General features: G+C 70.4%; 23 protein-coding genes and 1 pseudogene. 14 read left to right on the plus strand and 10 right to left on the minus strand.

Features of this window, described 5'->3' with window-relative positions:
- Nucleotides 1-74 precede the first annotated feature (74 nt).
- From ACQEWB_RS27870 to ACQEWB_RS27895, 6 genes are all read left to right on the plus strand, one after another.
- Nucleotides 75-530, plus strand: coding sequence for an Lrp/AsnC family transcriptional regulator (locus ACQEWB_RS27870; RefSeq protein ID WP_432835628.1), 456 nt, complete (start codon nt 75-77; stop codon nt 528-530).
- Between the two features lie 44 nt (nt 531-574).
- Nucleotides 575-1,738 carry an aminofutalosine synthase MqnE gene (mqnE, locus tag ACQEWB_RS27875; protein WP_432835630.1) on the plus strand — a complete coding sequence of 388 codons (1,164 nt, stop codon included), beginning with the start codon at nt 575-577 and terminating at the stop codon, nt 1,736-1,738.
- Between the two features lie 7 nt (nt 1,739-1,745).
- On the plus strand, nt 1,746-2,270 hold the full coding sequence (locus ACQEWB_RS27880; RefSeq protein WP_432835632.1) for an N-acetyltransferase family protein: 525 nt from the start codon (nt 1,746-1,748) through the stop codon (nt 2,268-2,270).
- A gap of 99 nt (nt 2,271-2,369) precedes the next feature.
- Nucleotides 2,370-2,681, plus strand: coding sequence for a DUF4229 domain-containing protein (locus ACQEWB_RS27885; protein WP_432835634.1), 312 nt, complete (start codon nt 2,370-2,372; stop codon nt 2,679-2,681).
- Nucleotides 2,682-2,741: 60 nt separating this feature from the next.
- Entirely contained in the window at nt 2,742-3,398 is a 657-nt protein-coding gene (locus ACQEWB_RS27890; RefSeq protein WP_432835637.1) for a TetR/AcrR family transcriptional regulator, read from the plus strand.
- 70 nt (nt 3,399-3,468) lie between these two features.
- The gene (locus tag ACQEWB_RS27895) at nt 3,469-3,831 is read left to right on the plus strand and encodes a hypothetical protein (RefSeq protein WP_432835639.1); all 363 of its coding nucleotides are present in this window, start codon (nt 3,469-3,471) and stop codon (nt 3,829-3,831) included.
- 6 nt (nt 3,832-3,837) lie between these two features.
- Here the strand turns inward: ACQEWB_RS27895 and ACQEWB_RS27900 are convergent, their stop codons facing one another.
- Entirely contained in the window at nt 3,838-4,758 is a 921-nt protein-coding gene (locus tag ACQEWB_RS27900) for a MaoC family dehydratase (protein WP_432835641.1), read from the minus strand.
- Nucleotides 4,759-5,070: 312 nt separating this feature from the next.
- On the opposite strand from ACQEWB_RS27900, the gene ACQEWB_RS27905 reads away from it, so the two are divergent.
- A complete protein-coding gene (locus ACQEWB_RS27905; protein WP_432835643.1) occupies nt 5,071-7,011 on the plus strand; it encodes an AMP-dependent synthetase/ligase in 1,941 nt (646 codons plus the stop codon).
- Between the two features lie 255 nt (nt 7,012-7,266).
- Entirely contained in the window at nt 7,267-9,183 is a 1,917-nt protein-coding gene (locus ACQEWB_RS27910) for an AMP-dependent synthetase/ligase (protein WP_432835645.1), read from the plus strand.
- Here the strand turns inward: ACQEWB_RS27910 and ACQEWB_RS27915 are convergent.
- The 3 genes from ACQEWB_RS27915 to ACQEWB_RS27925 all read right to left on the minus strand — a co-directional run bounded on the left by ACQEWB_RS27915 (nt 9,099) and on the right by ACQEWB_RS27925 (nt 13,307).
- Nucleotides 9,099-9,914 (minus strand): PIG-L deacetylase family protein, encoded by an 816-nt coding sequence (locus ACQEWB_RS27915; RefSeq protein ID WP_432835648.1) that lies wholly within the window; start codon nt 9,912-9,914, stop codon nt 9,099-9,101. The two genes, ACQEWB_RS27910 and ACQEWB_RS27915, sit on opposite strands and share 85 nt — an antisense overlap.
- A 27-nt stretch (nt 9,915-9,941) precedes the next feature.
- Complete coding sequence (locus ACQEWB_RS27920; protein WP_432835650.1) at nt 9,942-11,618, minus strand: serine/threonine-protein kinase; 1,677 nt, start codon at nt 11,616-11,618, stop codon at nt 9,942-9,944.
- A 93-nt stretch (nt 11,619-11,711) separates the two neighbouring features.
- Nucleotides 11,712-13,307 (minus strand): peptide-N4-asparagine amidase, encoded by a 1,596-nt coding sequence (locus ACQEWB_RS27925; protein ID WP_432835652.1) that lies wholly within the window; start codon nt 13,305-13,307, stop codon nt 11,712-11,714.
- Nucleotides 13,308-13,386: 79 nt separating this feature from the next.
- Between ACQEWB_RS27925 and ACQEWB_RS27930 the strand changes: the two genes are divergently transcribed.
- Nucleotides 13,387-14,775 carry an FG-GAP and VCBS repeat-containing protein gene (locus ACQEWB_RS27930; RefSeq protein WP_432835654.1) on the plus strand — a complete coding sequence of 463 codons (1,389 nt, stop codon included), beginning with the start codon at nt 13,387-13,389 and terminating at the stop codon, nt 14,773-14,775.
- Between the two features lie 49 nt (nt 14,776-14,824).
- Nucleotides 14,825-18,313 carry a HEAT repeat domain-containing protein gene (locus ACQEWB_RS27935; RefSeq protein WP_432835656.1) on the plus strand — a complete coding sequence of 1,163 codons (3,489 nt, stop codon included), beginning with the start codon at nt 14,825-14,827 and terminating at the stop codon, nt 18,311-18,313.
- On the opposite strand, the gene ACQEWB_RS27940 is transcribed toward ACQEWB_RS27935, so the two are convergent.
- Nucleotides 18,293-18,478 (minus strand): DUF397 domain-containing protein, encoded by a 186-nt coding sequence (locus ACQEWB_RS27940; RefSeq protein WP_432835658.1) that lies wholly within the window; start codon nt 18,476-18,478, stop codon nt 18,293-18,295. The two genes, ACQEWB_RS27935 and ACQEWB_RS27940, sit on opposite strands and share 21 nt — an antisense overlap.
- Complete coding sequence (locus ACQEWB_RS27945; protein ID WP_432844047.1) at nt 18,475-19,329, minus strand: helix-turn-helix domain-containing protein; 855 nt, start codon at nt 19,327-19,329, stop codon at nt 18,475-18,477. Before ACQEWB_RS27945 ends, ACQEWB_RS27940 begins: the two co-directional genes overlap by 4 nt.
- Nucleotides 19,330-19,455: 126 nt before the next feature.
- Here ACQEWB_RS27945 and ACQEWB_RS27950 point away from each other — a divergent pair, with 126 nt between their 5' ends.
- Nucleotides 19,456-19,938 carry an ATP-binding protein gene (locus tag ACQEWB_RS27950; RefSeq protein WP_432835660.1) on the plus strand — a complete coding sequence of 161 codons (483 nt, stop codon included), beginning with the start codon at nt 19,456-19,458 and terminating at the stop codon, nt 19,936-19,938.
- On the opposite strand, the gene ACQEWB_RS27955 is transcribed toward ACQEWB_RS27950, so the two are convergent.
- Nucleotides 19,865-20,770: a LysR family transcriptional regulator gene (locus ACQEWB_RS27955; protein WP_432835662.1), complete on the minus strand. Its 906-nt coding sequence runs from the start codon at nt 20,768-20,770 to the stop codon at nt 19,865-19,867. The genes ACQEWB_RS27950 and ACQEWB_RS27955 overlap by 74 nt on opposite strands.
- Nucleotides 20,771-20,955: 185 nt before the next feature.
- On the opposite strand from ACQEWB_RS27955, the gene ACQEWB_RS27960 reads away from it, so the two are divergent.
- Nucleotides 20,956-21,510 carry a DUF6817 domain-containing protein gene (locus ACQEWB_RS27960; protein ID WP_432844049.1) on the plus strand — a complete coding sequence of 185 codons (555 nt, stop codon included), beginning with the start codon at nt 20,956-20,958 and terminating at the stop codon, nt 21,508-21,510.
- 141 nt (nt 21,511-21,651) lie between these two features.
- A complete protein-coding gene (gene kstD, locus ACQEWB_RS27965; RefSeq protein WP_432835664.1) occupies nt 21,652-23,445 on the plus strand; it encodes a 3-oxosteroid 1-dehydrogenase in 1,794 nt (597 codons plus the stop codon).
- Here the strand turns inward: kstD and ACQEWB_RS27970 are convergent.
- The 3 genes and pseudogenes from ACQEWB_RS27970 to ACQEWB_RS27980 form a co-directional block, all read right to left on the minus strand.
- On the minus strand, nt 23,442-24,089 hold the full coding sequence (locus tag ACQEWB_RS27970) for a class I SAM-dependent methyltransferase (protein WP_432835666.1): 648 nt from the start codon (nt 24,087-24,089) through the stop codon (nt 23,442-23,444). The two genes, kstD and ACQEWB_RS27970, sit on opposite strands and share 4 nt — an antisense overlap.
- A 52-nt stretch (nt 24,090-24,141) precedes the next feature.
- Nucleotides 24,142-24,518: pseudogene (locus tag ACQEWB_RS27975) on the minus strand (AzlC family ABC transporter permease); the annotation flags it as partial.
- A gap of 439 nt (nt 24,519-24,957) precedes the next feature.
- Entirely contained in the window at nt 24,958-25,161 is a 204-nt protein-coding gene (locus ACQEWB_RS27980) for a cold-shock protein (protein ID WP_003992177.1), read from the minus strand.
- Between the two features lie 318 nt (nt 25,162-25,479).
- Between ACQEWB_RS27980 and ACQEWB_RS27985 the strand changes: the two genes are divergently transcribed.
- The gene (locus ACQEWB_RS27985; RefSeq protein ID WP_432835669.1) at nt 25,480-26,328 is read left to right on the plus strand and encodes a menaquinone biosynthetic enzyme MqnA/MqnD family protein; all 849 of its coding nucleotides are present in this window, start codon (nt 25,480-25,482) and stop codon (nt 26,326-26,328) included.

The raw sequence follows: 26,328 nt of genomic DNA on the forward strand, positions 1-26,328 counted from the left end.
CCCCGGTTCTTCCGGGCTCGACCCGCACTACCTCTCATCACTTCGGGAACTCTTCAGCGGAAGGCATCGATCGCATGGACGCGGTGGACAGGCAGCTCATCCAGGCCCTGAGGGAGAACGGCCGGGCCTCCTACGCGGAGCTGGGGCGCCTCGTCGGCCTGTCGGGACCCAGCGTCACCGACCGCATCAACCGGCTGGAGGCGGCCGGCGTCATCACCGGCTACCGGGCCACCGTCGACGCCGCCTCGCTCGGCCTCGGCGTCATCGCGCTGATCGGCATCTCGCTCTCCGACGCGGCCGACCACGAGGACGTGGCCCGGCGGCTGAAGGACCTCACCGAGATCGAGGACTGCTGGTTCATCGCGGGCGACGACTCGTACATGCTCAAGGTGCGCGCGTCGGACGTGGACGGGCTGGAGAAGACCATCCGGCGGCTGTCCGGGACCAAGGGCGTCTCCAGGACCCGTACCACCATCGTGCTCTCCACGAAGTGGGAGAACCGGGTCGGGGCGCTGCCCGAAGAGGCGTAGCCGTACGGTGGGACAGGTTGTCGTAGGAGAAAGGTGTGACCCCCATGGACGTCGGGCTCAAGCGCGAGCTGGAGCAGAAGGTCAGGGCCGGTGAGCGGCTGACCCGTGAGGACGGCATCGCGCTGTACGAGTCGGACGACCTGGCCTGGCTCGGCGGTCTCGCGCACGAGGTGCGGACGCGCAAGAACGGTGACGTGGTTCATTTCAACGTCAACCGGCACCTCAACATGACCAACGTCTGCACCGCCTCCTGCGCCTACTGCTCCTTCCAGCGCAAGCCGGGCGAGAAGGACGCGTACACGATGCGCATCGAGGAGGCGGTGAAGCTCGCGAAGGCGATGGAGGGCGAGAACCTCACCGAGCTGCACATCGTCAACGGGCTGCACCCGAACCTGCCTTGGCGCTACTACCCGCGTTCGCTGCGCGAGCTGAAGGCCGCCCTCCCGGACGTCTCCCTCAAGGCCTTCACGGCCACGGAGATCCACCACTTCGAGACGATCAGCGGGCTGAGCGCGAGCGAGATCCTCGACGAGCTGATCGACGCGGGGCTGGAGTCGCTCACCGGCGGTGGCGCGGAGATCTTCGACTGGGAGGTCCGGCAGCACATCGTGGACCACCGGACGCACTGGGAGGACTGGTCCCGCATCCACCGCCTGGCGCACCAGAAGGGTCTGAAGACCCCGTGCACCATGCTGTACGGCCACATCGAGGAGCCGCGCCACCGGGTCGACCACGTGCTGCGGTTGCGTGAACTCCAGGACGAGACCGGCGGTTTCCAGGTCTTCATCCCGCTGCGCTACCAGCACGACTTCGTGGACGTGAAGGACGGGAAGGTCCGGAACCGCCTTCAGGCCCGCACCCAGATGGCGACCGGCGCGGAGGCCCTCAAGACCTTCGCCGTCTCGCGTCTCCTCTTCGACAACGTCCCGCACGTCAAGGTCTTCTGGGTCATGCACGGCGTCCAGACCGCCCAGCTGGCGCTGCTGCACGGCGCCGACGACATGGACGGCTCGGTCGTCGAGTACAAGATCACCCACGACGCGGACAACTTCGGCACCCCGAACAAGCTGACCCGCGAGGACCTGCTGGACCTGATCAGGGACGCCGGTTTCCGGCCGGTCGAGCGGAACACGCGGTACGAGATCATCCGCGAGTACGACGGCCCGGACCCGGCCCGCCGGGAGTCGCCGCAGCCGATGCGGGTGTGAGGCCCCGGTGGCACTGACCTTCGAGCTCGACCCGGCGGTCACCCCTGCCCTGCGGGACGAGGTGCTCGCGCTGTGGGCGGACGTGTCCAACGCCGGCGGCTCCGTCGGCTTCGTACCGCCGGTGACGGCCGACGACATCCGCCCGGAGCTGATCAAGCACCTCGTCGCCATGACCGAGGGGCGCTGCCGGCTGCTCGTCGGCCGGGACGAGGCCGGCGTGGTAGCCGCGACCGCGTTCATCACGTACAACACACACCGGCTGATGAAGCACTGGGTGTGGCTGTACACGGTGATGGTCCACCCCGGCCACCAGGGCCGGGGCTACGGCCGTGACCTGCTCGCCGCCGCCGAGGACGCCGTCCGCTCCTTCGACGGCATCGAGGCGATACGGCTGACCTGTCGCGGCGGCAACGGCCTGGAGCGCTTCTACGCGTCCTGCGGCTACAAGGAGGTCGGCCGGGTCCCGGGCGCCATCCGGGTCGCGCCGGGTGACGACCGGGACGACGTCTTCATGCTGCTGCCCCTGCACTGACCCCCCTCGAAGATCGCTGTCCGCGCGTGCTTCACTGGACGGTGCCCTTTGGGAATGTTCGTACCGTTGTTCGTACCGTTGACGGAAGAGTGGATTGAGATGCTCCGCTACACGCTGATGCGCCTCGGGATCTTCGCGGGCTGCTTCTTGGTCGTCTGGGGCCTCGTCTACTCCGGCATCGTCCCGCGCGGCTTCGGCGCCTCCAACGGCATGTGGATGGTCCTGCTGGCGCTGGTGCTCTCCGCGCCGATCAGCTTCGTCGTCCTGCGCAAGGAGCGCGACCGCGCCTCCGTCAAGGTCGTCCAGCGGGTCGACCGGATGAAGGCCGGCTTCGAGGCGAGCGCGGCCCAGGAGGACGGCGCGGACGACGCGGCGCGCAGCACGCAGGGACAGGCTCCGCAGGCCTCGTAGGCGGCCGTCGCGGGCCCCTTGAGGGGTTGCGCACGGCCCGGCGCAATTACGCTGTGCCGCATGGGTGCCGTGAAGACCAAGCGGATGCCGCGGGCGGTCCGTGAGCAGCAGATGCTCGATGCCGCCGTGCGGACCTTCGGCCGACGTGGGTACATGGCCGCGTCGATGGACGAGATCGCCGAACTGGCGGGCGTCTCCAAGCCGTTGGTGTACCTGTACCTGAACTCGAAGGAAGACCTGTTCACCGCCTGTATCCGGCGGGAGGCCAAGGCGCTGGTCGCGGCGGTCCGCGCCGGGGTGCACTCCGAACTGCCCGCCGACCGGCAACTCTGGGAAGGGCTGCGGGCGTTCTTCACGCACACCGGGCAGAACCCGGACGGCTGGGCGGTGCTGCACCTCCAGGCCCGGACCCGGGAGCCCTTCGCGGCCGAGGTGACGGCCATGCGCGAGGAGATCGTCGCGTTCGTGACCGAGCTGATCGCCGTCGCCGCGCGCGAGGCCCACCGCGACCCCGACCTCCCCGAACGCGAGGTCGCCGGCCTCGCCGAGGCCCTGGTGGGTGCCGCCGAGTCGCTGGCCGCCTGGGCCAACGCGACGCCGGGTACGACGGCCCGCCAGGCGGCGGCGACCCTGATGAACTTCGCTTGGGCCGGTCTGGGCAACCTGATGGAGGGGCGGCCCTGGACTCCGCCGACGGACGTGACGCCGGAGACATGACAACTGTCACGCGGGAAGGCGGACGCGGGACACTGGGGGGACCCGGGACTCCGCCCGTACCTTCACTGACATGACGAAGACCGGCGGGGCAGACCCCGAGGACCCCAAGAAGACCGACATCAAGGTGAGCGTCATCGGCGGGCACCGCCTGGAGGGGGCCACCCTCCACGAACGTACCCTCACCGCTTCCCTCATCGGCGGCGCCGACATCGACCTCACGGACGTCGACATCCCGGACGGCGCCGAACTGCGCATCACCAAGCTCAGCCTCATCGGCGGCGTGAGCCTCCGGGTCCGCCCCGACGTCCGCGTCGAGGTGCACGGCATCCGCCTGGGCGGGGTGCGGGACGAGGGCCCGAGCGAGCCGGGTGGCCCGACCGTCCGGATCGACGCGTGGGGGCTGGTCGGCGGGGTCAACGTCCGTCGGGGCTGAGGCCGTTCACGGTCCGCTCGCGGGGCCGAGGCCGTTCACCGTCCCGCTCACGTGCACCCGCTCCCCGCCCCGCAGTTCGAACCGCCCCCCGTCCGCCGCGTACGTCACCGTCCCCGGCAGCAGCACCGGTGTCCTGAACTCGGCCGTCACATGGACGCGTTGGGGAGTCCCGTGGGCGGCGAGGCAGCGGGCGACCGTCCACATGCCGTGCGCGATGGCACGCGGGAAGCCGAACAGGCGGGCGGTGAGCGGGTGCAGGTGGATGGGGTTGCGGTCTCCGGACGCGGCACCGTAACGCCGCCCGACATCACCCCCGAGCCGCCACTCGGCCACGGCAGGCAGCGGTCCCGTGTCGCCGCCCGGCAACCCCTGCCCGTCGCCCCGGCGCGCCTCACCTCCGCGCGCCTTACCGCCGCGCGCCTCGCCTCCGCGCGCCTCACCACCGCCCCGCGCGCTCCCGTGCCGCGCCAGATAGGTGCTCCGTGACTCCCACACCACGGCTCCACCGCTCCGCACCTCGGTGACCACCGTCGCCTCGGTCCCCCTCCGGTGCGGCTCCAATCCGGCGACGTGCACGGCGAGTTCGTACTCCCCGGTGGCCGTCAGTTCCCGGTGCCGGGTGATCTCGATGGACGTGTGGACGAGGCCGAGCAGCGGGAGCGGGAAGCCGCGGGCGCTCATCAGGCGCATCGCCAGCGGGAAGCCCAGGACGTGCGGATAGGGGAGCGGCAGCGCGTCGTCGCCGGTCGCGAAGCCGCACACCCGCTCGTACGCCGCGAGCTTCGCGAGGTCGATGCGCAGGCCGGGCAGGACGAGCCGGGCGCGCGGGAAGTCGGCGTCCGGGCGGGGCCGCTTGAAGGGCGAGAGCAGCGCGCCGCGGGCCAGCAGCGGACCGAGCGCGGGGGGCTGGGCGATGACGTCAGGCATTGCAGCCCCACGGCAAGTAGCGGTCGGCCATGCCCATCTCCCCGCCCATCTCCCCACACGGATCCTCTTCTTACTCCAGAGTCAGGTTACCCGAGGTAAGGGCAGGCCAGGAGATGAAAAACGTTCACCATACCGTCCGGTAGGGCGCTTTCGGCCAGAAAAGCCCTCACACTGCACATCCCCGACGCATCCCCACCGCCGGACGACCTCCGAACCCTCACCGGGTCATCACGCGGGAGCCGTACGATCGCCATCCCCTGACCTGCGGCAACTCACCCGCAGGGCAACTCCGTTGAACCTGTGGAGTCGCCCGTGTCCATCTCGCACCACTCCACCCCCCACGCGGTCCACGCCACCACGTACGACGGCACCCCGGTCCTCGTGGAGCCGGAGATACGGCGGCTGGACGGGCAGGTCCGCGAGGTCTCCGTACCGCACTTCGTCCCGCCGCTGACCCACGGCTCGCTGGCCGACCTGCCCTTCGACAACGTTCGCAGCGCCCCCGAGGACAAGGTGCTCAGCCGGCCGGACGAGTCGGGCCGGTGGACGGACGTGACGGCGGCCGGGTTCGCCGTCGAGGTGCTGGAGGTGGCGAAGGGGCTGATAGCCGAGGGGCTGGCGCCCGGGGACCGTATCGCCGTCATGGCCCGGACCGTCTACGAGTGGACGCTCCTCGACTTCGCCGCCTGGGCCGCGGGCCTCGTCGTCGTCCCGATCTACCCGACCTCCTCCCTCTTCCAGACCCGCTGGATCCTCCAGGACTCCGGCGCGGTCGCCCTGGTGACGGAGACGGCCGCCCAGGCCGCGGCCCTCGGCCCCGAGCTCGACCGGCTGCCCGACCTGCGCCACCTGTGGGTCATCGAGAAGGCCCACCTGGAGCGCCTGGCGGAGCGCGGCGCGGATGTGCCGGACCAGGAAGTGGCCGTACGGCGGGGGATGCTGGGCCCCGACACCCTCGCCACCGTCGTCTACACCTCCGGCACCACCGGCCGCCCCAAAGGCTGTGCGATCACGCACGGCAACTTCCTCGCCGAGGTCGACAACGCGATCGAGCTCCTCTACCCCGTCTTCCGCTCGCGGCACAGCGAGGAGGCGTCGATCCTGCACTTCCTCCCCATGTCGCACATCTTCGGCCGCATGGTCGCCGTCGCCTGCGTCCGCGCCCGTGTCCGCCTCGGCCACGCCCCGAGCCTGAAGTCGGACGAACTCCTCCCCGCCCTGGCGAGCTTCAGGCCCACGTGCCTGATCGCCATCCCGTACATGCTGGAGAAGATCTACAACGTGGCCCGCGCGAAGGCCGAGGCCGGCGGCCGGGTGACGGCCTTCGACCGCGCGGCGGGCGTGGCGGTCCGATACGGCGAGGCGGTGGAGGCCCGCCACGCGGGCACCGGCTCGGGCCCGAGCCCCGCGCTGAAGGCGGCCCGCCGCTTCTACGACCCCCTCGTCTACCGCCGTATCCGCAACGCCATGGGCGGCAGGGTCCGTTACATGATCTGCGGCGGCTCACCACTGGGACGGCGGTTGGCCGCGTTCTACGCGGGTGCGGGCATCGAGATCTACGAGGGGTACGGCCTGACCGAGACGACGGGCGCGGCGACGGTGACGCCACCGCTCAAACCCCGCCTCGGCACCGTCGGCTGGCCGCTGCCCGGCACGAAGGTCCGGATCGCCGCGGACGGCGAGATCCTGCTGGCCGGCGACCACGTCCTGCGCGGCTACTGGGAGCCGAACGCGGGCGGGGTCGTACCGGCGACCGTCGACGGCTGGCTCGCCACCGGCGACCTCGGCCGGCTGGACGAGGAGGGCTACCTCTACATCACCGGCCGCAAGAAGGAGATGCTGATCACCGCGGGCGGCAAGAGCGTGGCCCCGGCCCCCCTGGAGAACTGGCTCCGCGCCCACCCCCTGATCTCCCAGGTCATGGTGGTCGGCGACGCCCGCCCCTGCATAGGCGCCCTCATCACCCTCGACATGGAGGGCGTGAGCCACTGGCGCCGGATGAACGGAAGACACCCGGTTCCGGCAGAACTCTTGCTGAACGACGGGGAGTTGAGGCAGGTTCTCCAACGCGCGGTGGACGAGGCGAACAAACTCGTCTCCCGCCCGGAGTCGATCCGCCGGTTCACGATCCTCCCGGTCGACTTCACCGAGGAGGCAGGGCACTTGACGCCGTCGATGAAGCTGAAGAGGGAGGCCATCGGGGAGGAGTTCGCGTCGTATGTCGAGCAGATGTATGACATTTACGGTGCGTGAGTGCCGCCTTTCTTGGGGGCGCGGGGCTGTATCGATTTGCGGCTCCGCCGCGTGGGCGCGACAAGCCACAACGCACCCGCAGACAAACCACCGGACCATCCCCGAAATTGCACCAACTCCCCACTCGCGGAACGTACGATCACCGGTCTAACCCGCGGTAACACCCAGCCGCACGACCGCCGGTGAACGACTCGGTACGAACTGCACGTATATGTACAGCAGAGCGGAACCGAGCTGCACGCCCCAGGAGCTGAAATGTCCGTGCCCGTGCCCTACCCGTCCGCGTCCGACTACGACGGCGTGCCCCAGTTGGTGGCGCCCGAGATCCGGCGGCTGGACGGCGAAGTGCGCGAGGTCTCGGTCCCGCCGCTGGTCCCGACGCCCACCCACGGCTCGCTCGCCGACCTGCCGTTCGACAACGCGGACACTGCACCGGACGCGCGTGTGCTCAGCCGCCGTACACCGGACGGGGAGTGGACGGACGTGACGGCGGCGGAGTTCGCCGCGCAGGTGCAGGCCCTGGCCAAAGGCCTGATCTCGGAGGGCCTGGTGGCCGGCGACCGTATCGCGGTCATGGCCCGCACTATCTACGAGTGGACGCTCCTCGACTTCGCCGCCTGGGCCGCGGGCCTGGTCACCGTCCCCATCTACCCCACCTCCTCAGTCTTCCAGACCCGCTGGATCCTCCAGGACTCCGGCGCGGTCGCCCTGGTGACGGAGACGGCCGCGCAGGCGGCTGCCCTCGGCCCCGAACTCAGCCGCCTGCCCGACCTGCGCCACCTCTGGATCACCGAGAAGGGCCACCTCGACCGCCTGGCCGAACTGGGCGAACCGGTCCCCGAGCAGGAGGTGGCGGTACGCCGGGGCATGCTCGTCCCCGACACGCTCGCGACGGTCATCTACACCTCGGGCACGACGGGCCGCCCCAAGGGCTGCGTCCTCACGCACGGCAACTTCCTCGCCGAGGTCGACAACGCCACCGAACTCCTCTACCCTATCTTCAAGACGAAGTCCGAGGACCCCTCCACCCTCCTCTTCCTCCCCATGTCGCACGTGTTCGGGAGGATGGTGGCGATCGCCTGCATCCGGGCCCGCGTCCGCCTGGGCCACGCGCCGAGCCTGGACTCGGAGGACCTCCTGTCCGACCTCGCCGCCTTCCGCCCGACCTTCCTCCTCTGTATCCCGTACATGCTGGAGAAGGTCTACAACAACGCGCGCGCCAAGGCCGAGGCCGGCGGGCGTGCAGCCCTCTTCGACCGCGCGGCGAACGTGGCGGTCCGTCACGGCGAGGCGGTGGAGGCCCGCCACGCGGGCACCGGCTCGGGCCCGAGCACGGCCCTCAAGACGGCCCGCGCCTTCTACGACCCGCTGGTCTACCGCCGTATCCGCAACGCCATGGGCGGCCGAATCCGCCACCTCATCTCCGGCGGCTCGCCGCTCGGCCGCCGCCTGGCCGCGTTCTACGCCGGCGCGGGCATGGAGATCTACGAGGGGTACGGCCTGACGGAGTCGACGGGCGCGGCGACGGTGACGCCACCGCTCAAACCCCGTCTGGGCACGGTGGGTTGGCCCATGCCCGGCACGAAGGTCCGGATCGCGGCGGACGGCGAGATCCTGCTGGCCGGCGGCCAGGTCTTCCGCGGCTACTGGGACCCGCACGGCAACGGCGTCATCCCCGCCTCCACGGACGGCTGGTTCCCGACGGGCGACATCGGCCGCCTGGACGACGAGGGCTACCTCACGATCACGGGCCGCAAGAAGGAGATCATCATCACGGCGGGCGGCAAGAACACCGCCCCCGCACCCCTCGAGAACTGGCTCCGCTCGCATCCCTTGATCTCCCAGTGCATGGTGGTGGGCGACCGCCGCCCCTACATAGCCGCCCTCATCACCCTCGACATGGACGGCATCACCCACTGGCGCCAGATGAACGGCAAACACCCCGTCCCGGCCGAACTCCTGGTCAACGACGAGGAGTTGAAGGCGATCCTGCAACGCGCCGTGGACGAGGCCAACAAACTCGTCTCCCGCCCCGAGTCGATCCGCCGCTTCACCATCCTCCCCTGCGACTTCACGGAGGAGGCGGCTCACCTGACCCCGTCGATGAAGCTGCGCAGGGAGAACGTGATGCGGGACTTCGCGGGGGAGATCGAGGGCCTGTACGCGAAGTAGGACCCGCCGCCCAGGTACCACTCGGTGCCCAGCAACCGCCTCCGCTCACCCGCCTCCAGCCCGGCGATCCGCCCGGGCAGCGCACCCCGCCGCACCTCGCTCCGATGCGCCAGGACGGCGTCGACCTTCTGCTCCACCCACGGCCCGACATCCACGGCCGCGTCGACCCAGGCGTCCGGCACGCTGAACATCTCCCGCCCCGGCCGCATCAGCACACTCCCCAACGCACGTGCGGCGGAGTCGGGATGAGTCGCGAGGAGCAGCGCACCCGGCCGCCAGGCCTCCCCGGCTTCCGGGTGGAGCCGCTCCCACCCCGCCGCCTCCACCGCGAGCGCGGTCACCCGGTGCGTGTGCACATGGTCCGGATGGCCGCTCAGCCCGCCGTACGCGTCATGCGTTACGACGATCTCCGGCCGGAACTCCCGGATGTGGCCGACGAGTTGCCGTACGGCCTCGTCGAGCGGCGCGTCGAGAAGACGGGCGGCGCCCGGCGCCGACTCCGGCACCTTGGCGTCGGCGTAGCCGAGCATCCGCGGCTTCCCGGCCCCGAGGATCCGCAACGCCTCCGCCAACTCCCCTGCCCTGCCCGTGCCTTCAGCCCAGGTGGCCGTGACGACCCCGGTCCGCGCCCCGGACGCCGCGTGCCGAGCGAGCACCCCGCCCGCCGACAGGGACTCGTCGTCGGGGTGGGCGAAGACGGCGAGCAGGCTGGGGAGGGGGGTGACGGGCATGGCGCTGGGCTCCTCGAACCTCGGCCGCTAGGACGGCGAGCGGTTCAGCCGGGACGGTGAGCCGGCCGCCTGGCTTCCCTCGTCGACGAGGGTGAGGGCGTCGGCGCTCGTCTTGGCCAGCGTGTAGACGTTGCCGCGCACGCAGACCACCCCGGCGGACGCGTCGGTGGGCCTGCTCGTCGCCGCTTCGAAGACCATGGACGTTCCATGGGTCTCCCGCAGGAGCAGCGTCTCGGTGCAACCGATGTCCCGGCCGCTGCCGGCCTCGGTGATGTGACTGACCTGGCGGCCCACGAGTTCACCGCGCGCCGCCGCGTGCAGGGTGACGACGACGGTGACGCCGCTGGTACGGGCGTTGACGACACCGTCGGCCGACGTGCTGCCCGGCCCGGTGCCCTTCCAGGTGCCGACCCAGGAGGCGGGCAGAGCGGCCGCGGTGGCCGTGGAACCTGACGGGGAGGGCGACGAGGTGGGCCTGTCGTCCGCCTTGTCGCCGTTACCGCCGTCGCCTCCGTTGCCGCCGTTCGGCCAGGCCAGCGCGACGACGACGGCCACGGCCGCCACCACACCCACGCAGATGGCCAACGTCCGGGCGCGGACCCTGCGTCGCACGGGAACCGCTGGGGCGGGCAGGGCGGCGGGAGGCGTGTAGGGGAGGGGCGGTCCGAATCCGACGGGTGGGGCGGCCGGTGTGGTCGACGGGGCCGGGGCGGGCTCAACCATGGTCAAAGGTGCGGGACTTGAGGCCATGGCGGCCGCGGGGGCGTGGGACGGCGGCGCGGGAAGGGGTGTCGGCCGCTCCAGCCGCGCCCGCAACTCGGCCTCCCTGGAGGTGAGTTCCGCCTCCAGCCCGGCAAGCGCCCCGGCGGCCCAGCCGCCCGCTGCGGTGTCACCGATCCGCTCCAGGAACGCCTCGGCGGTCGGACGTTCGTCCGGCGACTTGTGCAGGCAGGCGGCCACCAGCGCCAGCAGTGACCGCGGAACGCCGTCCAGGACCGGCTCCTCGTGCACGATCCGGTACAGCAGCCGCGCGGCCGACCCGTCCTCGCCCGACCGCAGGAACGGCCCCTCGCCGGTGGCCGCGTACACCAGCACGGCACCCAGCGCGAAGACGTCCCCGGCCTCGGCCGAGCCCCCGCCGGTGACCTGTTCCGGCGCCATGTACCCGGGTGAGCCGATCACCCCGCCGGTACGGGTGTGGCGGGTGTCGTCGGCCGCACGCGCGATGCCGAAGTCGATGAGGAGGGGGTGGCGGCGGCCGAGCAGCACGTTGGACGGCTTCACGTCCCGGTGCGCCAGCCCCGCCCGGTGCACGGCCCGCAACCCCTCGGCGAGCTCCGCGGCCAGCGCCCGTACAGCGGGCTCGGGCAGGGGGCCGTAGCGCTCCACCCAGTCGGCGAGGGAAGGCGCGGCGACGTACTCCGTGGCCAGCCACTGCGGCCGCCGACCGGCCGGGCTGCAGTCGACGACGGCGACCGCCCAGGGAGAGCGGACCTGGTCGCTGCTGGCGATCTCGCGGGCGAACCGCTCCTCGAAGGCCGGGTCGGCCCCCAGTTCGGGCCGCACCGTCTTCAGCGCGAGCGGGCGGCCCGACGGGGTGCGCGAGAGGAACACTTGCCCCATACCGCCGGCCCCGAGCCGAGCCAGCAGGGGGTAACCGCCTATGGCAGACGGATCGGTGGGATCCAGATCCCTCATGCGCATCCCCGGGCAATCCCGCCGATTACGTGGGCGCTCATGCTACATGGCGTGTCTGCGCCAGACGGTTCGGAGGACCGACTCCGACTCCGCCGCCGCTCAGCAGCGCCGTACGTCCGCTGTCAGCACCCCTTGCTCGGTCGCGAGCGAATGGTCGTAACAGACCCCGTCCCCCCGCAGCCGATACCGCTCACCCGTCGCAGCCACCGCCTGCCGGTCCTCCCGAGCCACCCCCAGCGTGAAGGTCGCGTCGCCGTGGTACGTGTCGTCCATCCGCACCCCGCCCATCCGGGCGTGATCCCCGACCGACATGACGACCCGCAGCCGGTTGTCGGCGTCGATGGTGGCGCGTCCGTCGAGGGTGTAGGTGCGGTCGGTACGGGCGGCACGACCGTTGACGGTGACCGTCTGGTCGTCGGTCCAACGCCCGTTCAGGTCATCGGTGTTCTCGTCGGGCGTCCACTGATGGCCGATGGACGTGCCGAGCACCCGCTCGACGGTGGTCGTCACCCGCCCGTGGGAGGTGTCGACGTACCCGGACACCGAGAGCCGATGGCTGCCGGTGGTCGCGAGGGAGCGCAGGTCACCGTCCTGGTAGCTGTTGCTCACGGCCGGCTCGCCGCCCTCGTACGACGTCACCGCGCCCTTCACCACCGCCCGATGCGCGTCCTGCCACACGAGGATGTTCGTCGGCGCACTCCACCCGGTCTGCCCGGCCGGCACCCCCAGCACGGACACATCCACGGTGTGCGCCTTGCCGTCGTTCAACTCCCCCGCGAACGGCGTGAGATCGAACCGCAGCGGCCGTACGTCGAAGGCGGTGGGTGAGGGGATGACCGACCAGAGGTACGGGGACCAACCGCCGGTCCACACATTCGGATACGGCGAGGCGATCCCGGCCACCTTCCCGTCGATCCTCACCTCCACCTCCCGGTACGGCCCGTCGTCCCCGCCCTTGCAGGAGTACGACGCCGACGAGGTGACCGCCGTGTACCAGAACTCCTCGCACCCGCCGCCCGATCCGGTGGCGTACACCTCGGCGAGGATCCGTTCGGAGTTGCGCGGCGTGGTGAGGGAGGCGCCGGTGGTGACGCTGTCGCCGTCGCTGAGGGGGATGACCTGGTCGGGGGTGTCGGTGCTGCGGCCGTGCTCGGGCGCATAGAAGGTGAGCGTCACCTTGACGTTCAACACGCCGGTGTACGTGTCGTTGACAACGTTTCCGATCAGCATGTCCACGGACTGCGCGCTGCTCAGCGTCTTCGCGTACTCCGTCACGTCCTTCTCGACGGACCAGTTGATCCCGTCCTGAGAGGGCTCGGGGGTGGAGGTCCGGAAGACCTGCACCCCGCCGATGTCGAGATACCCGAGGCGGTCGTACTGCCGTCCCTTCACGTCCCCGTCCATCCGCAGCACGACCTTCGACCAACGGCCGGGCGCCCCGCACCCCGTCGGCGGCGCGTACGTCCCCGTGTACGGCGTGAAGTCCTTGAACTGCGCCTCGGCGACGGTGACTTCACAGGACCTGGTGTGCGGCTTGGTGATGGGCGGGGCGGCGGTGACGGGGTCGTGGTAGTCGGTGCCGAAGACGGGTGGGACCGTCTCCGCGTATGCGGGACCCAGGGCCAGGCCGAGGGAGGTGAGGGTCGCGGCCAGGAGGGTGAGCGTCCGCTTCACCCGCAGGAGAGGTCTGGTCATGTACCAGTCATGTCCCGTGGGGTGCGATTACGCAGCGCACTTGGCACAACCATTACCCGGCACCACGAGTCTCCCCTGCATGTTCACCCGTACCTCCCTTCACCGCCCGCTCGCCGCGGCCACGGCCGTGGCCCTGACCAGCGGTCTGCTCGCCCTCTCGGTGAGCGCCGCGAGCGCGGCCACCCCGGCGAAGTACGCCGACGACTTCAACGGCGACGGCTACCGCGACTTCGCGTCCGCGAGCACCGGTGGCGAGTTCACCGTCACCTACGGGACGGCCACCGGCCCCGGCACCACCACCAAGAAGTTCACGCAGGCCAGCGCCGGAGTCCCCGGAACCGCCGGAGACGCGGGCGGTTACGCCGACTCGTTCGGCGACGACCTCGCCGCCGCCGACCTCAACCGAGACGGATACGCCGATCTCGCCGTCGCCGACTCCTCCGAGAAGGTCGGCAGCAAGGCCGGCGCGGGCGCGGTCACCATCCTCTGGGGCAGCAAGACCGGCCTCACCGGCACCGGAGCCGTCCGCCTCAAGGTCACCGCCCGCGCGGACTACGGCTTCGGCGACCAGATCGAGACCGGCGACTTCAACGGCGACGGCAAGGCCGACCTCGCCGTCACCGACGGCGTCGAGAACGTCTACATCTACCGGGGCGGCTTCTCCAAGTCGGGTACGACGGGATCGGTCACCAAGCACACGCCGAGTCCGTCGGTCACCGACGTCCTCGAACCCACCGGCCTGGTCGCCGGAAAGGTCACCAAGGACAAGGCGACCGACCTGTTCGTCCTCGGGCAGGGCTACCACAGCGACAAGATGACCCAGGACGTGTGGTTCCTGCGCGGCGGATCGACGATCAAGCCGGGCAAGGTCACGGTGGTCGACAGCTCGAAGGCGGACTACAGCCCGACCGGTGTGGTCGCCGACTTCAACAAGGACGGTTACGGCGACCTCGCGGTCAGCGACACCCGCTCCAACAACAGTGCCGGATCAGTGGTGGTGTGGCGGGGCGGCAGCACGGCCCCGACCACGAAGTACCGTCTCTCGCAGTCCACTTCGGGCGTGGCCACGGCCGCCACGAAGGGCGACAGCTTCGGCGCGAGCCTCTCCGCCGGCGACACCAACGGCGACGGCTACCCGGACCTGGCGGTCGGCGTCCCCGAGGAGAAGGTCGGCTCCACGGCCACCGCGGGTGGCGTCCACGTCCTGCGCGGCGGCAAGAGCGGCCTCACCGGCACCAACTCCCAGTGGTTCAGCCGCGCGACGGCGGGCGTCCCCGGCACCCCGACGGAGTACGAGATGTTCGGCCTCCTCGTCCGCATCCGCGACATCGACCGCGACGGCGACAAGGACCTGCTGGTGTCGCCCGACTACTACTTCGGCACGGGTGTTCTGCTGCCGGGGACTGGATCCGGGATCACGGCCACGGGTGCGAAGGAGTTGACCGTGGTGGCAGCGTTCCCGCAGTAGCGGACCGGAAGCCACCCGGCCCCGCCCGCCTGCCCGCTACCGTCCTGCCATGGCACGGGACGCGGACCAGGTGACGGCAGGCGGGGAGCGGTCGGTAGGCGCGGGCGGGGACGTCATGGCCGCGGCGACGGGCGACGGCAGCAGTGCGACGTACATCGAGAACCAGTACGTGCAACAGACGCCGCCCGCCGACGAGTTGACATCGGAGGAGATCGCCGAGGCGCTACGGCGGTACGCCACCCGGATTCGCGAGACGTACGGTCGGCTGGACCTGGAGGTGCTGATCCCCACGGAGGAGGGGGAGCATCCGCCGGTCGGGCTGGAGGAGGTGTTCGTACCGCCGTTCGTCCGGTCGAATCCGCCGCCGGTGGAGCTGCCGAGGGACATCCGACAGCGGCTCGTTGAGGCGGGCGAGTGGCCGTCGAGTCTGCCGCCCGGTCTGGAACGGGAGGCTCTGGACCGGGCCCGGCAGGAGTACGCGGAGCGTCCGGCGCGGGATGTGCTGGAGGTACTGGCGGACCCGGACGCGAGCCGGCTCGTCCTGCTTGGTGATCCGGGGGCGGGCAAGTCCACGCTGGCCCGCTGCCTGGCACTCCTGCTGACGGGAACGATGCCCGCCGGTCACCCGCTGGAACCCCTCGCCGGCCGCGTGCCCCTGGTCGTCGAACTGCGCGAGTACGCGGCCGCCGGCTGGCGGGACCGCACCTTCGAGGACTTCCTACGGCACCTGCACACCACCAAGGGCATGGCGCCGCCGTACGCCGTCGTGGAGCGGGTCCTGTCGGAGGGGCGCGCGGTGGTCGTCTTCGACGGCCTCGACGAACTCTTCGACCCGGCCGCTCGCAAGGAAGTAAGCCACCGCATCGCCGACTTCGCGGGGCGGTACGCGGACGCCGGGGTACGGGTCGTGGTCACCTCGCGGGTGATCGGCTATCTGCACGGGGTGTTGGAACGGGCCGGGTTCGAACACTTCAAGGTCGAGGACCTCGACGAGGGGCGGATCGACGAGTTCGCGCGGCGGTGGTACGGGGCCGCGTGCGCGCAGGACGGGGAGCTGGCCGAGCGGCTGTACCGTCGCCTCACGGGCGCGGTCGCCCAGTCCCGTTCCCTTCAGGGCCTCGCGGGCAACCCCCTGCTGCTGACGATCCTGGCCATCGTCGGCCGCCGCCGCGAACTCCCACGCGACCGCCAGGGCGTGTACCGCCACGCGGTCGCCGTCCTGGTCGCCCACTGGGACCAGCAGGCCAAGAACCTGCACACCCCCGAGGACGTGGAGGCGCTGTCCTACCTCGGCGACGAGGACCGGCAGGAGCTGCTGTGCCTGGTCGCGCGCAGGATCCAGGAGGGCGCGGACGGCATCGAGGGCAACTACATCCACCAGGATGAGCTGTTGGCCACCTTCAAGGAGTACTTGCGGGAGCAGTACGAGTTGCCGGTGGCGCAGGCGGTGGTGGCGGCTCGGACCATGGTGCGCCAGCTGCGGGAGCGGAACTTCATCATCGGGCATTACGGCGCCGGAACGTACGCCTTCGTGCACCGGACGTTCCTGGAGTACCTGGCGGCGGAGGACATCGGGCGCCGGTACACGCGTGAGCGGGAGTGGACGCCGGAGGAGCTGATCGAGCAGGTCTTCGTACGGCGGGCCGTGGATCCGGCCTGGCATGAGGTGCTGCTTCTGTTGGTGGGGCAGTTGGGGGAGCGGGAGGCGGGGGCGGCGATCGACGGGTTGTTGGAGCTGCATCGGCGGCGGGGTGACTCCGATGTCCCGCTACTGGCCCTGGCTGTAAAGGCGTTGGGCGAGGTGCGGCGGATCGGGGCGCTCGCCGCGCAGAGCCGGGCACTGGTGGACGCGATCATCCGCTTCGCGGAGTCGGGGCTGTCGGGGCTGGACCGCCAAGTGGAGGAGATCACGTTCGCCGTGGGCGTTCTCCCGGTCCACTGGAGCGGGCGGGACCGATTCCTGCGGTGGTTCCATCTGAAGGGGCAGTTCGAGCAACACCGCGAGTTGCCAAGCAGGTTGGCGTGCTCGTTCTACCGATCGGTGGAGCTGCTGCGGGTCATGAGGAAGGTGACGGCCACTGGAATGTCCCGAGGGGAGCTTTCGAGAGGCCTACCCGAATTCGGCGATGAAGTGTGCTGGGCGCTGCGCCAGTCCGATCCGTTCTTTCGTGAGCACGGAGTAAAGGACGCCGAGCACCTTGTGGGAGACGACGAGGTACGAGCCCTCATTCGGGACTGTTCCCAGAACGATTCCTCGACACTGGTCAGAGCCCTCGCCCTGTCTCTGCGAAGCAGGTACGAGAGCGTGGAGAGCGACGCGTGGGATCCGGTGCTCGAAGCGGCCGTGTCCGGGCTGGATCGGAAGGAACGCAAGGCAGTACTCGGCGCGCTCGCGCAGTACTGCGGCCACGACCCGCGTACGTGGGAACTGTTGTGCCGCGCCGCTGAGGATCCGGACTGGCAAGTCCGTCGTGTCGCCCTCGACGGGCTCTACGCCGCGCGCAGTTCGGGGGACCGTGTATGGGCACTGATCCGTGACCTTGCCGTGTCGGATCCGGAGGACGACATTCGTGGGCGGGCGGTGCACTATCTGGCGACCAGGCCCGACGAATGGCAAGTCGTCCGCGGACTCGCGACGGACCAGCGATCGAGCATGCGGAGTGTTGCGCTGGGGGCACTCGTGACAATGAGAGGCGACGAGTCCGACACCTGGGACTTGGTGCGGCAGCAGGCCGTCGAGGATCCGGACGAGAGCCTGCGAGCATCCGCGTGTGTGTTGTTGGGCCGGAGGAAGGGTCGTGAGGCCGATGACGAGGACTTTCTGCACCGCCGGATCGCAGAGGATCCCGGCGCCGTCGCTCGCGAGTACGCGCTTCTGGCCTTGCTGGAGAACTACGGCAAGAACAGCGCTGCGTGGATAGCAGCCAGCAGGCTCGTTTTCGAGGACCCTGACCGGAGGGTCCGTTGGATGGCGCTCGTCGGGCTCTGTTTGCACAGACCGGATGACAACGGCAGCTGGGAGATGGTCTTCGACAGACTCACCACGGACGAGCAGCCCGATGTCCGCAGAGCGGCACTGCTGCTGCTGAGGCATCACGAGGGCGACGAAGGGTTTCTGTGGGGCCTGGTCCGTGAGCGCGCCCGCGCCGACGTCGACTCCGATGTGAGGCTGACGGCCCTGGTTCTGCTGGCCATCGACAGGGGAGACGACCCCTCGACGCGGGACACACTCCGCCACTGCGCGATCGCCGACCCCTCCGCCGGGAACCGGGGCATCGCGCTGAGGTGGTGGGCCATCCACCAGAAGGACGAGTACGGGGCGGAGGTCCTCCGCGACCGAGCTGTCGCCGATCTGGCTCCCGAGGTCCGCACCGCCGCCTTCCAGGCCCTCGCCTATGGCTGGCCGGCCCACCCGGCGACGATTCCCCTGCTCCGTGAGCTGGCCGACGCGCAGGAGGAGCGACACGCGCGCCGGGACGTCGAAGACGCCTTGGAGGCAGCGGAAGCGCTGGCGCCCCTAGCCGACCAACTCCCCTGAGAGGAACACCGACCAGGCGCCGAGGGAGAGGGTGAGGTGAGGGCCGGCGGGGTGCTTGGAGTCGCGGAGGTGGATGGTGGTGGGGGTGACGGCGACTTCGAGGCATTCGCCGCCCTCGCCGCTGCTGTAGCTGGACTTGAACCAGGTGAGCCGCTCGGTGTTCATAGCTCCTCCAGCTTCTGCTCGATCAACTTCCGGGACTCCGAGGGAGAGAGTGCCATCGCCCGCATGATCCCATAGCGGTCGGCGATCTTCCGGACCTCTTCGGAGTCGGTGATCAGCCGGGGGTATCCCTGGGTCTCCGTGTACGCAACCTGCCCGTACCCCTTGGGCACCAGAAGGTTGAACGCACTGTCCAGGTTGGGGTGTTCCTCCACGCGGGTCGGCATCACCTGGATCTCGACGTTCTGCATCTGCCCGACATGCAGCAGGCGCCGAAGCTGGTCGGCGTGCACGCGCCCTCCGCCGATCGGCCGGTCCAACAAGACCTCTTCGAGGACGTAGCTCACGATCGGCGCGGGCCACCGCTCCAGGACCTGCTGACGGGAGAGCCGATCCGCGACCCGCTTCTCGATTGTCTCCTCGCTGAGGAATGGCCGTCGTTTCGCGAACACGACCTGCGCATGGTCCTCGGTCTGCAGCAGCCCTGGAACCCCGTTGTTGGCGTAGAAGTGCAGCTCAACCGCCTGCGCCTCCAACCCCGCATAACTCCGATACCACTCCGGATGCCGAGTCCGAGCCTTGGCCATCGCCTCCTCGACCTCCGGGATCACCTCCAGCAACAGGCCCCCGGCATCGAGCAGTTCGTCCGCCTTAGTCAGAACTTCCGGCCGAAGAACCCGCACCCCCCGCTCCATCGCCGAGATCGCATCCGGCCCGTACCCCACCAGCTCCCCGAACTCCTTCTGCGTAAGCCCCTTCCGCTCGCGCAGGAACTTCACCATCTTGCCCAGCGCGACGAACAACCCCGTCGTTCCCTCGGCCTCCGCCGGTGTCTCCGGCCGCCGCTCACCCACGTCACCCACGCGCCTCACCCGTCCCACCCGACAGCACGTACACCGAACCGACCGCACCCGTACAGCCACGGAGCGTCGCCAGGTCATCCCTGGTCAGCGTAAAGACAACCCACCACGCTCAGTCACGTGAACGCCGAAATCTCCACCCCCACCGACCAATTCACCCTGCGCCTCAGCGCGACCCCGCGCGGCGCCCGCCTCGCCCGCAGACTCACCGCCGACCGCCTCGCCGCCTGGGGACACCCGCACCACACCGACGTGAACGACACCGCCCAGCACCTCGTCGCCGAACTCGCCGCCAACGCCGTCACCCACGGCCGCGTCCCCGGCCGCGACTTCGAGCTACGGCTCCTGTTGCTCCCCGAGAACACTCTCCGTATCGAGGTCAGCGACCCCCGCGGCGACCGTCAACTCCGCTTCGTCACCGAACCCGACGGCGAGCACGGGCGAGGGCTCGTCCTTGTTTCCCTCCTCGCCGCCACCTGGGGCGTCACCGATCGCCCCATCGGCAAGACCGTCTGGGCCGAACTCCCCCTCAAAACACCCGCGTCGACACCCTCCGTCGGCTCTCCACCACCGTGTCCGCGAACGCCCGCGCCGGCGGACTGAGCGCGTCCCAACGCCGTACCGCCCACCCGACGGGGAGCGGTCGCAGCAGGGGTACGGGGATCAGCCGCAGTGCCCCTTCCCCCGGGACCGCCAGCCCCGGCAAGGCCGGCACCACCGCCCGCCCCACCCCCAGCTCCGCCAGCAGCAGCGCCGTGTCCCAGTCGGCGACACTCGTGTCGTACTCGAAGTCCACACCCAACTCCGCGCAGGCCGAGTCCAGATGGGCGGCCGAGGCCGAGTTCGGGGGCAGGCGGATCAGGCGTACGTCGGTCAGTTCGGCCGGGTCCACGGATGGGCGATCGGCCAGGGGGTCGTCGGCACGGACCGCCAGTACCCATGGCAGCTCCACCACCGGACGCTGCTCGATGCCACGGACCGGCGGGCCGAGGGTGATCCACGCCAGGTCCAGCGCCCCGTCCGCCAGCGCGTCGAAGCTGCCGCGGCCCGAACTGACCGTGCGGAACTCGAGGTTGACGTTCGGATGCTGGTGCCGGAACTCCACCACCGCGTCCGACATGAAGTGCCGTACCGTCGTCGCGCCCGTCGCCACGCGCACGTGTCCGCTCTCGCCCTCGACGAGGTCCCGCAATTGTCTTACGGCGAGGTCGAGTCCGGAGATGCCCTCGGCCGCCGCGGCTTCAAGCAGACGTCCGGCCTGTGTCGGTACGACTCCGCGCGGCTGCCGCTCCAGCAGGGCCACGCCGGTCTCCCGCTCCAGCCGCTTCACGTGCTGGCTCACCGCCGACTGTGTACAACCCAGCTCCCGGGCCACCGCGCTGAGGCTCCCGGCCCGGCACACCGCCACGAATACGCGCAGGTCATCGAGGGTCATGACCCCTAAGCTAGCACTTGGGTCCAGCCATAAATCCCAAGGATTGACTGAGCCTGCACACCCGTACGACGATCCTCGCAGGGCCCAACGGGCGGCAACCCGCTCCCCACCCGTTCCGGATCCGGAACGGACGGGGGAGGGGCGGGTGCCGACCCAGACGTCGAAGGGAAGCCGCCGTGCAGCGGATGCCTCTCACCCACCAAGCCACCGCCCTCATGCGCGACTTGGGCGCCGATCAGCTCGCACACCCCGGCGGGACGCTGCTGGCGCATCTCGACCGGGTGCGTGCCCGGCTCGCCGGCTGGGGTGCCCGGCCCGCGCTGCAACTCGCGGGTCTGACCCATGCCGCCTACGGCACCGACGGCTTTCCCGCCGCCCTGCTCTCCCTCGATCGGCGGGCCGAGCTGGCCGCCGTGATCGGCCCGGACGCGGAGGAGATCGTCTACTTCTACGCGAGCTGCGACCGCCGGGCCAGCTACCCCGACTTCGCCACTCCGGGCGGCTACTTCCGCGACCGCTTCACGGGCCGCGCCCTCGCCCCGCCGACCCACCTCCGCCAGGACTTCGCCGAGCTCACCGCGGCCAACGAACTCGACCTGGCCTACCGGAACCGGGACTTCCGTACCCAGTGGGGGCCGGACCTCCTGGCCCTGTTCACCCGCTTCCAGCCGCTGCTGAGCGAGGCCGCCTGGCGGGACTGCCTCGCCGTCCTGGGAACGTCCCGACGGCACGGCTCTTGACTTCCCAAGACCCCCGCGCCACATTCCCCTCCCCATATCTGCCGTAAATCCGCATCACCCGTAATTTCGCATCACCCGTAATTCCGCACCTCCGCACCTGAGCAACTCACCCCATCCCTCGTCCGGTTGGAGCGACCTGCCATGGCCACGAGCGCGGAACCCGCGAGACAGACCTTCCTTCCCGGTGGACGTCCCAGCCGACGCCAAGTGCTCGGCACCACCGCCGCCACGGGCCTCGCCCTCGCGGCCGGGACCCGCAGCAGTGCCGGCGCGGCTGATCTCCCCCTCCTCGGTACGTACGACGTCGTCGTCATCGGATCGGGCGCGGCCGGCATGACCGCCGCGCTCACGGCGGCGAAGCAGGGGCTCAGCACCGTCGTACTCGAAAAGGCGCCCACCTTCGGTGGGTCCGCGGCCCGTTCCGGTGCCGGGATCTGGATTCCCAACAACCCGGTGATCCTGGCCGCCGGTGTCCCGGACACGCCCGCCAAGGCCGCCGCGTATCTCGCCGCCGTCGTCGGAGCCGACGTCCCCGCCGCCCGCCAGCAGGCCTTCCTCTCCCACGGCCCGGCCATGATCTCCTTCGTCATGGCGAACAGCCCCCTCCGCTTCCGCTGGATGGAGGGCTACAGCGACTACTACCCCGAGCTCACCGGCGGCCTGCCGAACGGCCGCTCCATCGAACCGGACCAGTTCGACGGCAAGCTCCTCGGCGCCGAACTCGCCCATCTCAACCCGCCGTACATGGCGGTCCCGTCCGGCATGGTCGTCTTCAGCGCCGACTACAAATGGCTCGCCCTCGCCGCGGTGAGCGTCAAGGGCGCCGCCGTCGCCGCCGAGTGCCTGGCGCGCGGCACCAAGGCGGCGGCGCTGGGGCAGACGCCGCTGACCATGGGGCAGTCGCTGGCCGCCGGGCTGCGGAAGGGGCTGCTGGACGCGGGAGTTCCGGTCTGGCTGAACACCCCGCTCACCGATCTGTACGTCGAGAGCGGCAAGGTGACCGGGGCCGTCGTGACGCGCGACGGCGCCTCCGGCCTGGTCCGCGCCCGCCGGGCCGTGGTCGTCGGCTCCGGCGGCTTCGAGCACAACGCGGCCATGCGCGCCCAGTACCAGCAGCAGCCCATCGGGACGGACTGGACGGTCGGCGCGAAGGAGAACACGGGCGACGGCATCCGGGCCGGTCAGGCGGCCGGCGCCGCCCTCGGCCTGATGGAGGACGCCTGGTGGGGCCCGGCCATCCCGCTCCCCGACCAGCCCTACTTCTGCCTCGCCGAACGCACCCTCCCCGGCGGCCTCCTCGTCAACGCGGCCGGCGCCCGCTTCGTCAACGAGGCCGCGCCCTACAGCGACGTCGTCCACACCATGTACGAGCGCAACGCCGCCGCCCCCGACATCCCGGCCTGGCTGATCGTCGACCAGAACTACCGCAACCGGTACCTCTTCAAGGACGTCGCCCCCACCTTCGTACTCCCCGACAACTGGTACACCTCCGGCGCCGCCTACAAGGCCTGGACCGTCGACGCCCTGGCGACGGCGGTCGGCGTCCCGCCGGCCGCCCTCCGCGCGACCGTCAACCGCTTCAACTCCCAGGCCCTACAAGGCACGGACCCCGACTTCCACCGCGGCGACAGCGCCTACGACCACTACTACACAGACCCCTCAGTCCTCCCCAACTCCTGCCTGGCCCCCCTCTGGCTGCCCCCGTACTACGCCTTCCGCATCGTCCCCGGCGACCTGGGCACGAAGGGCGGCATGGTCACGGACGCTCGGGCCCGGGTGCTGCGCGCCGACGGTTCCGTCATCCAGGGCCTGTACGCCGCCGGAAACGCCAGCTCGGCCGTGATGGGCCACAGCTACGCCGGCGCGGGCTCGACGATCGGCCCGGCGATGACGTTCGGCTACATCGCGGCGCTGGACATCGCGGGCGCTCTCTAGGGCTTGTCGTCCCTGCGCACGATCAGCGCCGCCTGCGGAGTCGGCTCCGTGCCCCGGGGTTCGCGCACCGTGCGGGAGACGGGCGCGAAACCGGCCGCCCGGAGCAGCTCCGCCATCTGCTCCGGCTGCCGGCGCAGGAAGTCCAGCGTCACCGGGTGCCCGAAGGGCTGCTCGTGACGGTTGGGTACGTCGCCGACCTGGAAGGCGAGGAGGAGGTGGCCGCCGGGGACGAGCACGCGGCGGAACTCGGCGAAGAGGGCGGGGAGTTCGTCCACAGGGGTGTGGATGGAGGAGTACCAGGAGACCACCCCGGCGAGGGCCCCGTCCGGGAGGTCCAACTCCAGCATCGACCCCTGCTCGAACCGCAGTTCCGGATGTTCCCGCCGGGCGATGGCGAGCATCGACTCCGAGAGGTCGAGCCCGAAGACGTCCAGCCCGAGGGAGGCGAGGTAACGGGTCACCCGGCCGGGGCCGCACCCCAGATCGGCCACCTTCCCACCCTCACCCACGAGTTCGGCGAACCCGACGAGCACGGCCCGGTCCAGCGGCGACTCGGCGAGCGGATCGAGGAAGAGCGCGGCGTAGTCCTCGGCGATGGCGTCGTAGAACACCCGGGTGTCGGTGAGGAAGTCTGAGTCCGTCATGGCGGGGGACCCTAGCGGCCGCCTCTGACAGTCAGGCCACCCCGAGCGCCCGCAGCGCGGCCGTAGCCACCGCCGCCCCGAGCACCACCACCACCACGAACGGCGCCCGTCGCCATGCCAGTACGCCGCCCACTAGCACCCCGGCGGTCGTCTCGTCGGTCACCAGGTGGGCGCCGAGGGCGCGGGTCGGGCGGCCCCGGACGATCACGTCCGCCACGGCCAGGCTGAAGGCCGCGGTGCGGGTGTTGAGGAGCAGGCCCGTGGTCGCCGCGGCCAGTGGGCCGCCCCCCCGGCGAGCAGTACACCCACCGCGCTGAACTGGGCCGAGCCCGCGTAGACCACGAGCGACATCACCACCGGCACCCACACCGGCAGCCCGCCGGCCACTGCGATCGCGCCGCAGGAGACGCCGACGACGCCGCCGGCCAGCCAGACGAAGGAGGCGTCGACATGACCGACAGTCCCGCCCGCCTCCCCTGGACTGGATCGCCGCCTCCCTCAAGCGGGAGCGAGCCCGCGCCGGGCTGTCCCTCTCCGAGCTGGCCAAGCGGGCCGGAATCGCGAAGCCCGCCGCCCGCGCCGTCCGTGCAGGTGATCAGGGCGGGGCAGGGGCCGAGCCTGGGGCCGTACGGGAATCGGAGCCGCAGATTCCGGGCACGGTGGAGCATCTGGTCGTGAGCTCGGGGCGGGTGAAGGCCGGTCCGGCGGGGGAGGCGGTGGTGCTGGCGCCCCGGGACGGCCTTCGTGCTGGTCATGCAGCACGTCTAGAACCGGCCGGGGAAAGGCAGGAGCCCCGTTGCCTTGCGGCACGGGGCTCCTTGGGTACTGCTATCAGTTCCGGATCAAAGCACCAGGCTCCGAGACCGAATCAGACGGGGGTGACGTTCTCCGCCTGCGGGCCCTTCGGGCCCTGGGTCACGTCGAAGGAGACCTGCTGGTTCTCCTCCAGCGAACGGAAGCCGCTCGCGTTGATCGCGGAGTAGTGAACGAAGACGTCGGGGCCGCCGCCTTCCTGGGCGATGAAGCCAAAGCCCTTTTCGGCGTTGAACCACTTCACGGTTCCGGTAGCCATAAGCCCTCCTTGGGCCCAAAGGGTTGCCCTGCTCCAGAACCTGCAAGTGTGAAAACAGTGCTGCACAACTGCATACGTCTGAAAACGACGAGAGCCCGCGGTTACATGCTCCGCAGGCTCTGTACTGCAAGGGAAACCAAACTGCAACTTGCGGCGAGCCTAGCACGCAGGCAGCCGAAAGCAATAGAGGCCAAGATCACGTCACTCGGACGTTTGAAGATCCCGGAGAGTGATTGACGAGTGATGGGCGGGGCGGCGGTGACACCGCGCGAGCACCCTGAAGGATGCACCGTACCTCATAGGGTCTAGCCTCGCGATGTGGACAATTCTCGCACCCGGCCGCGCGTCGGCCACATCCAGTTCCTGAACTGCCTGCCCCTGTACTGGGGGCTCGCGAGAACGGGCACGCTCCTCGACTTCGAGCTGACGAAGGACACCCCGGAGAAGCTCAGCGAGCAGCTGGTGCGCGGAGACCTCGACATCGGGCCCATCACCCTCGTCGAGTTCCTCCGCAACGCGGACGACCTGGTCGCCTTCCCCGACATCGCCGTCGGCTGCGACGGACCGGTCATGTCCTGTGTGATCGTCTCGCAGGTCCCGCTGGACGAACTGGACGGCGCGCGGGTCGCCCTCGGCTCGACATCCCGCACCTCGGTCCGCCTCGCCCAGCTGCTCCTGGCCGAGCGATACGGCGTCCAGCCCGACTACTACACCTGCCCGCCCGACCTCAGCCTGATGATGCAGGAGGCGGAGGCGGCGGTGCTGATCGGGGACGCGGCGCTGCGCGCCAACCTCCTCGACGGTCCGCGCTACGGCCTCGAAGTGCACGACCTCGGCACGCTCTGGAAGGAGTGGACCGGGCTGCCGTTCGTGTTCGCGGTCTGGGCCGCCCGGCGGGACTACCTGGAGCGCGAGCCGGTGATCACCCGGCGCGTCCACGAGGCCTTTCTCGACTCCCGCAACCTCTCCCTCGACGAGGTCGGTAAGGTCGCCGAGCAGGCGGCCCGCTGGGAGGCCTTCGACGAGAGGATCCTGGAGAAGTACTTCACGACGCTGGACTTCCGTTTCGGGGATCCGCAGCTGGCGGCGGTCGCGGAGTTCGCGCGGCGGGTGGGCCCGACCACGGGTTTCCCCGCGGACGTGAAGGTGGAACTGCTCCAGCCCTAA

Origin of the sequence: Streptomyces sp. CA-249302 (assembly GCF_050936785.1) — a bacterium.
Taxonomy (GTDB): domain Bacteria; phylum Actinomycetota; class Actinomycetes; order Streptomycetales; family Streptomycetaceae; genus Streptomyces.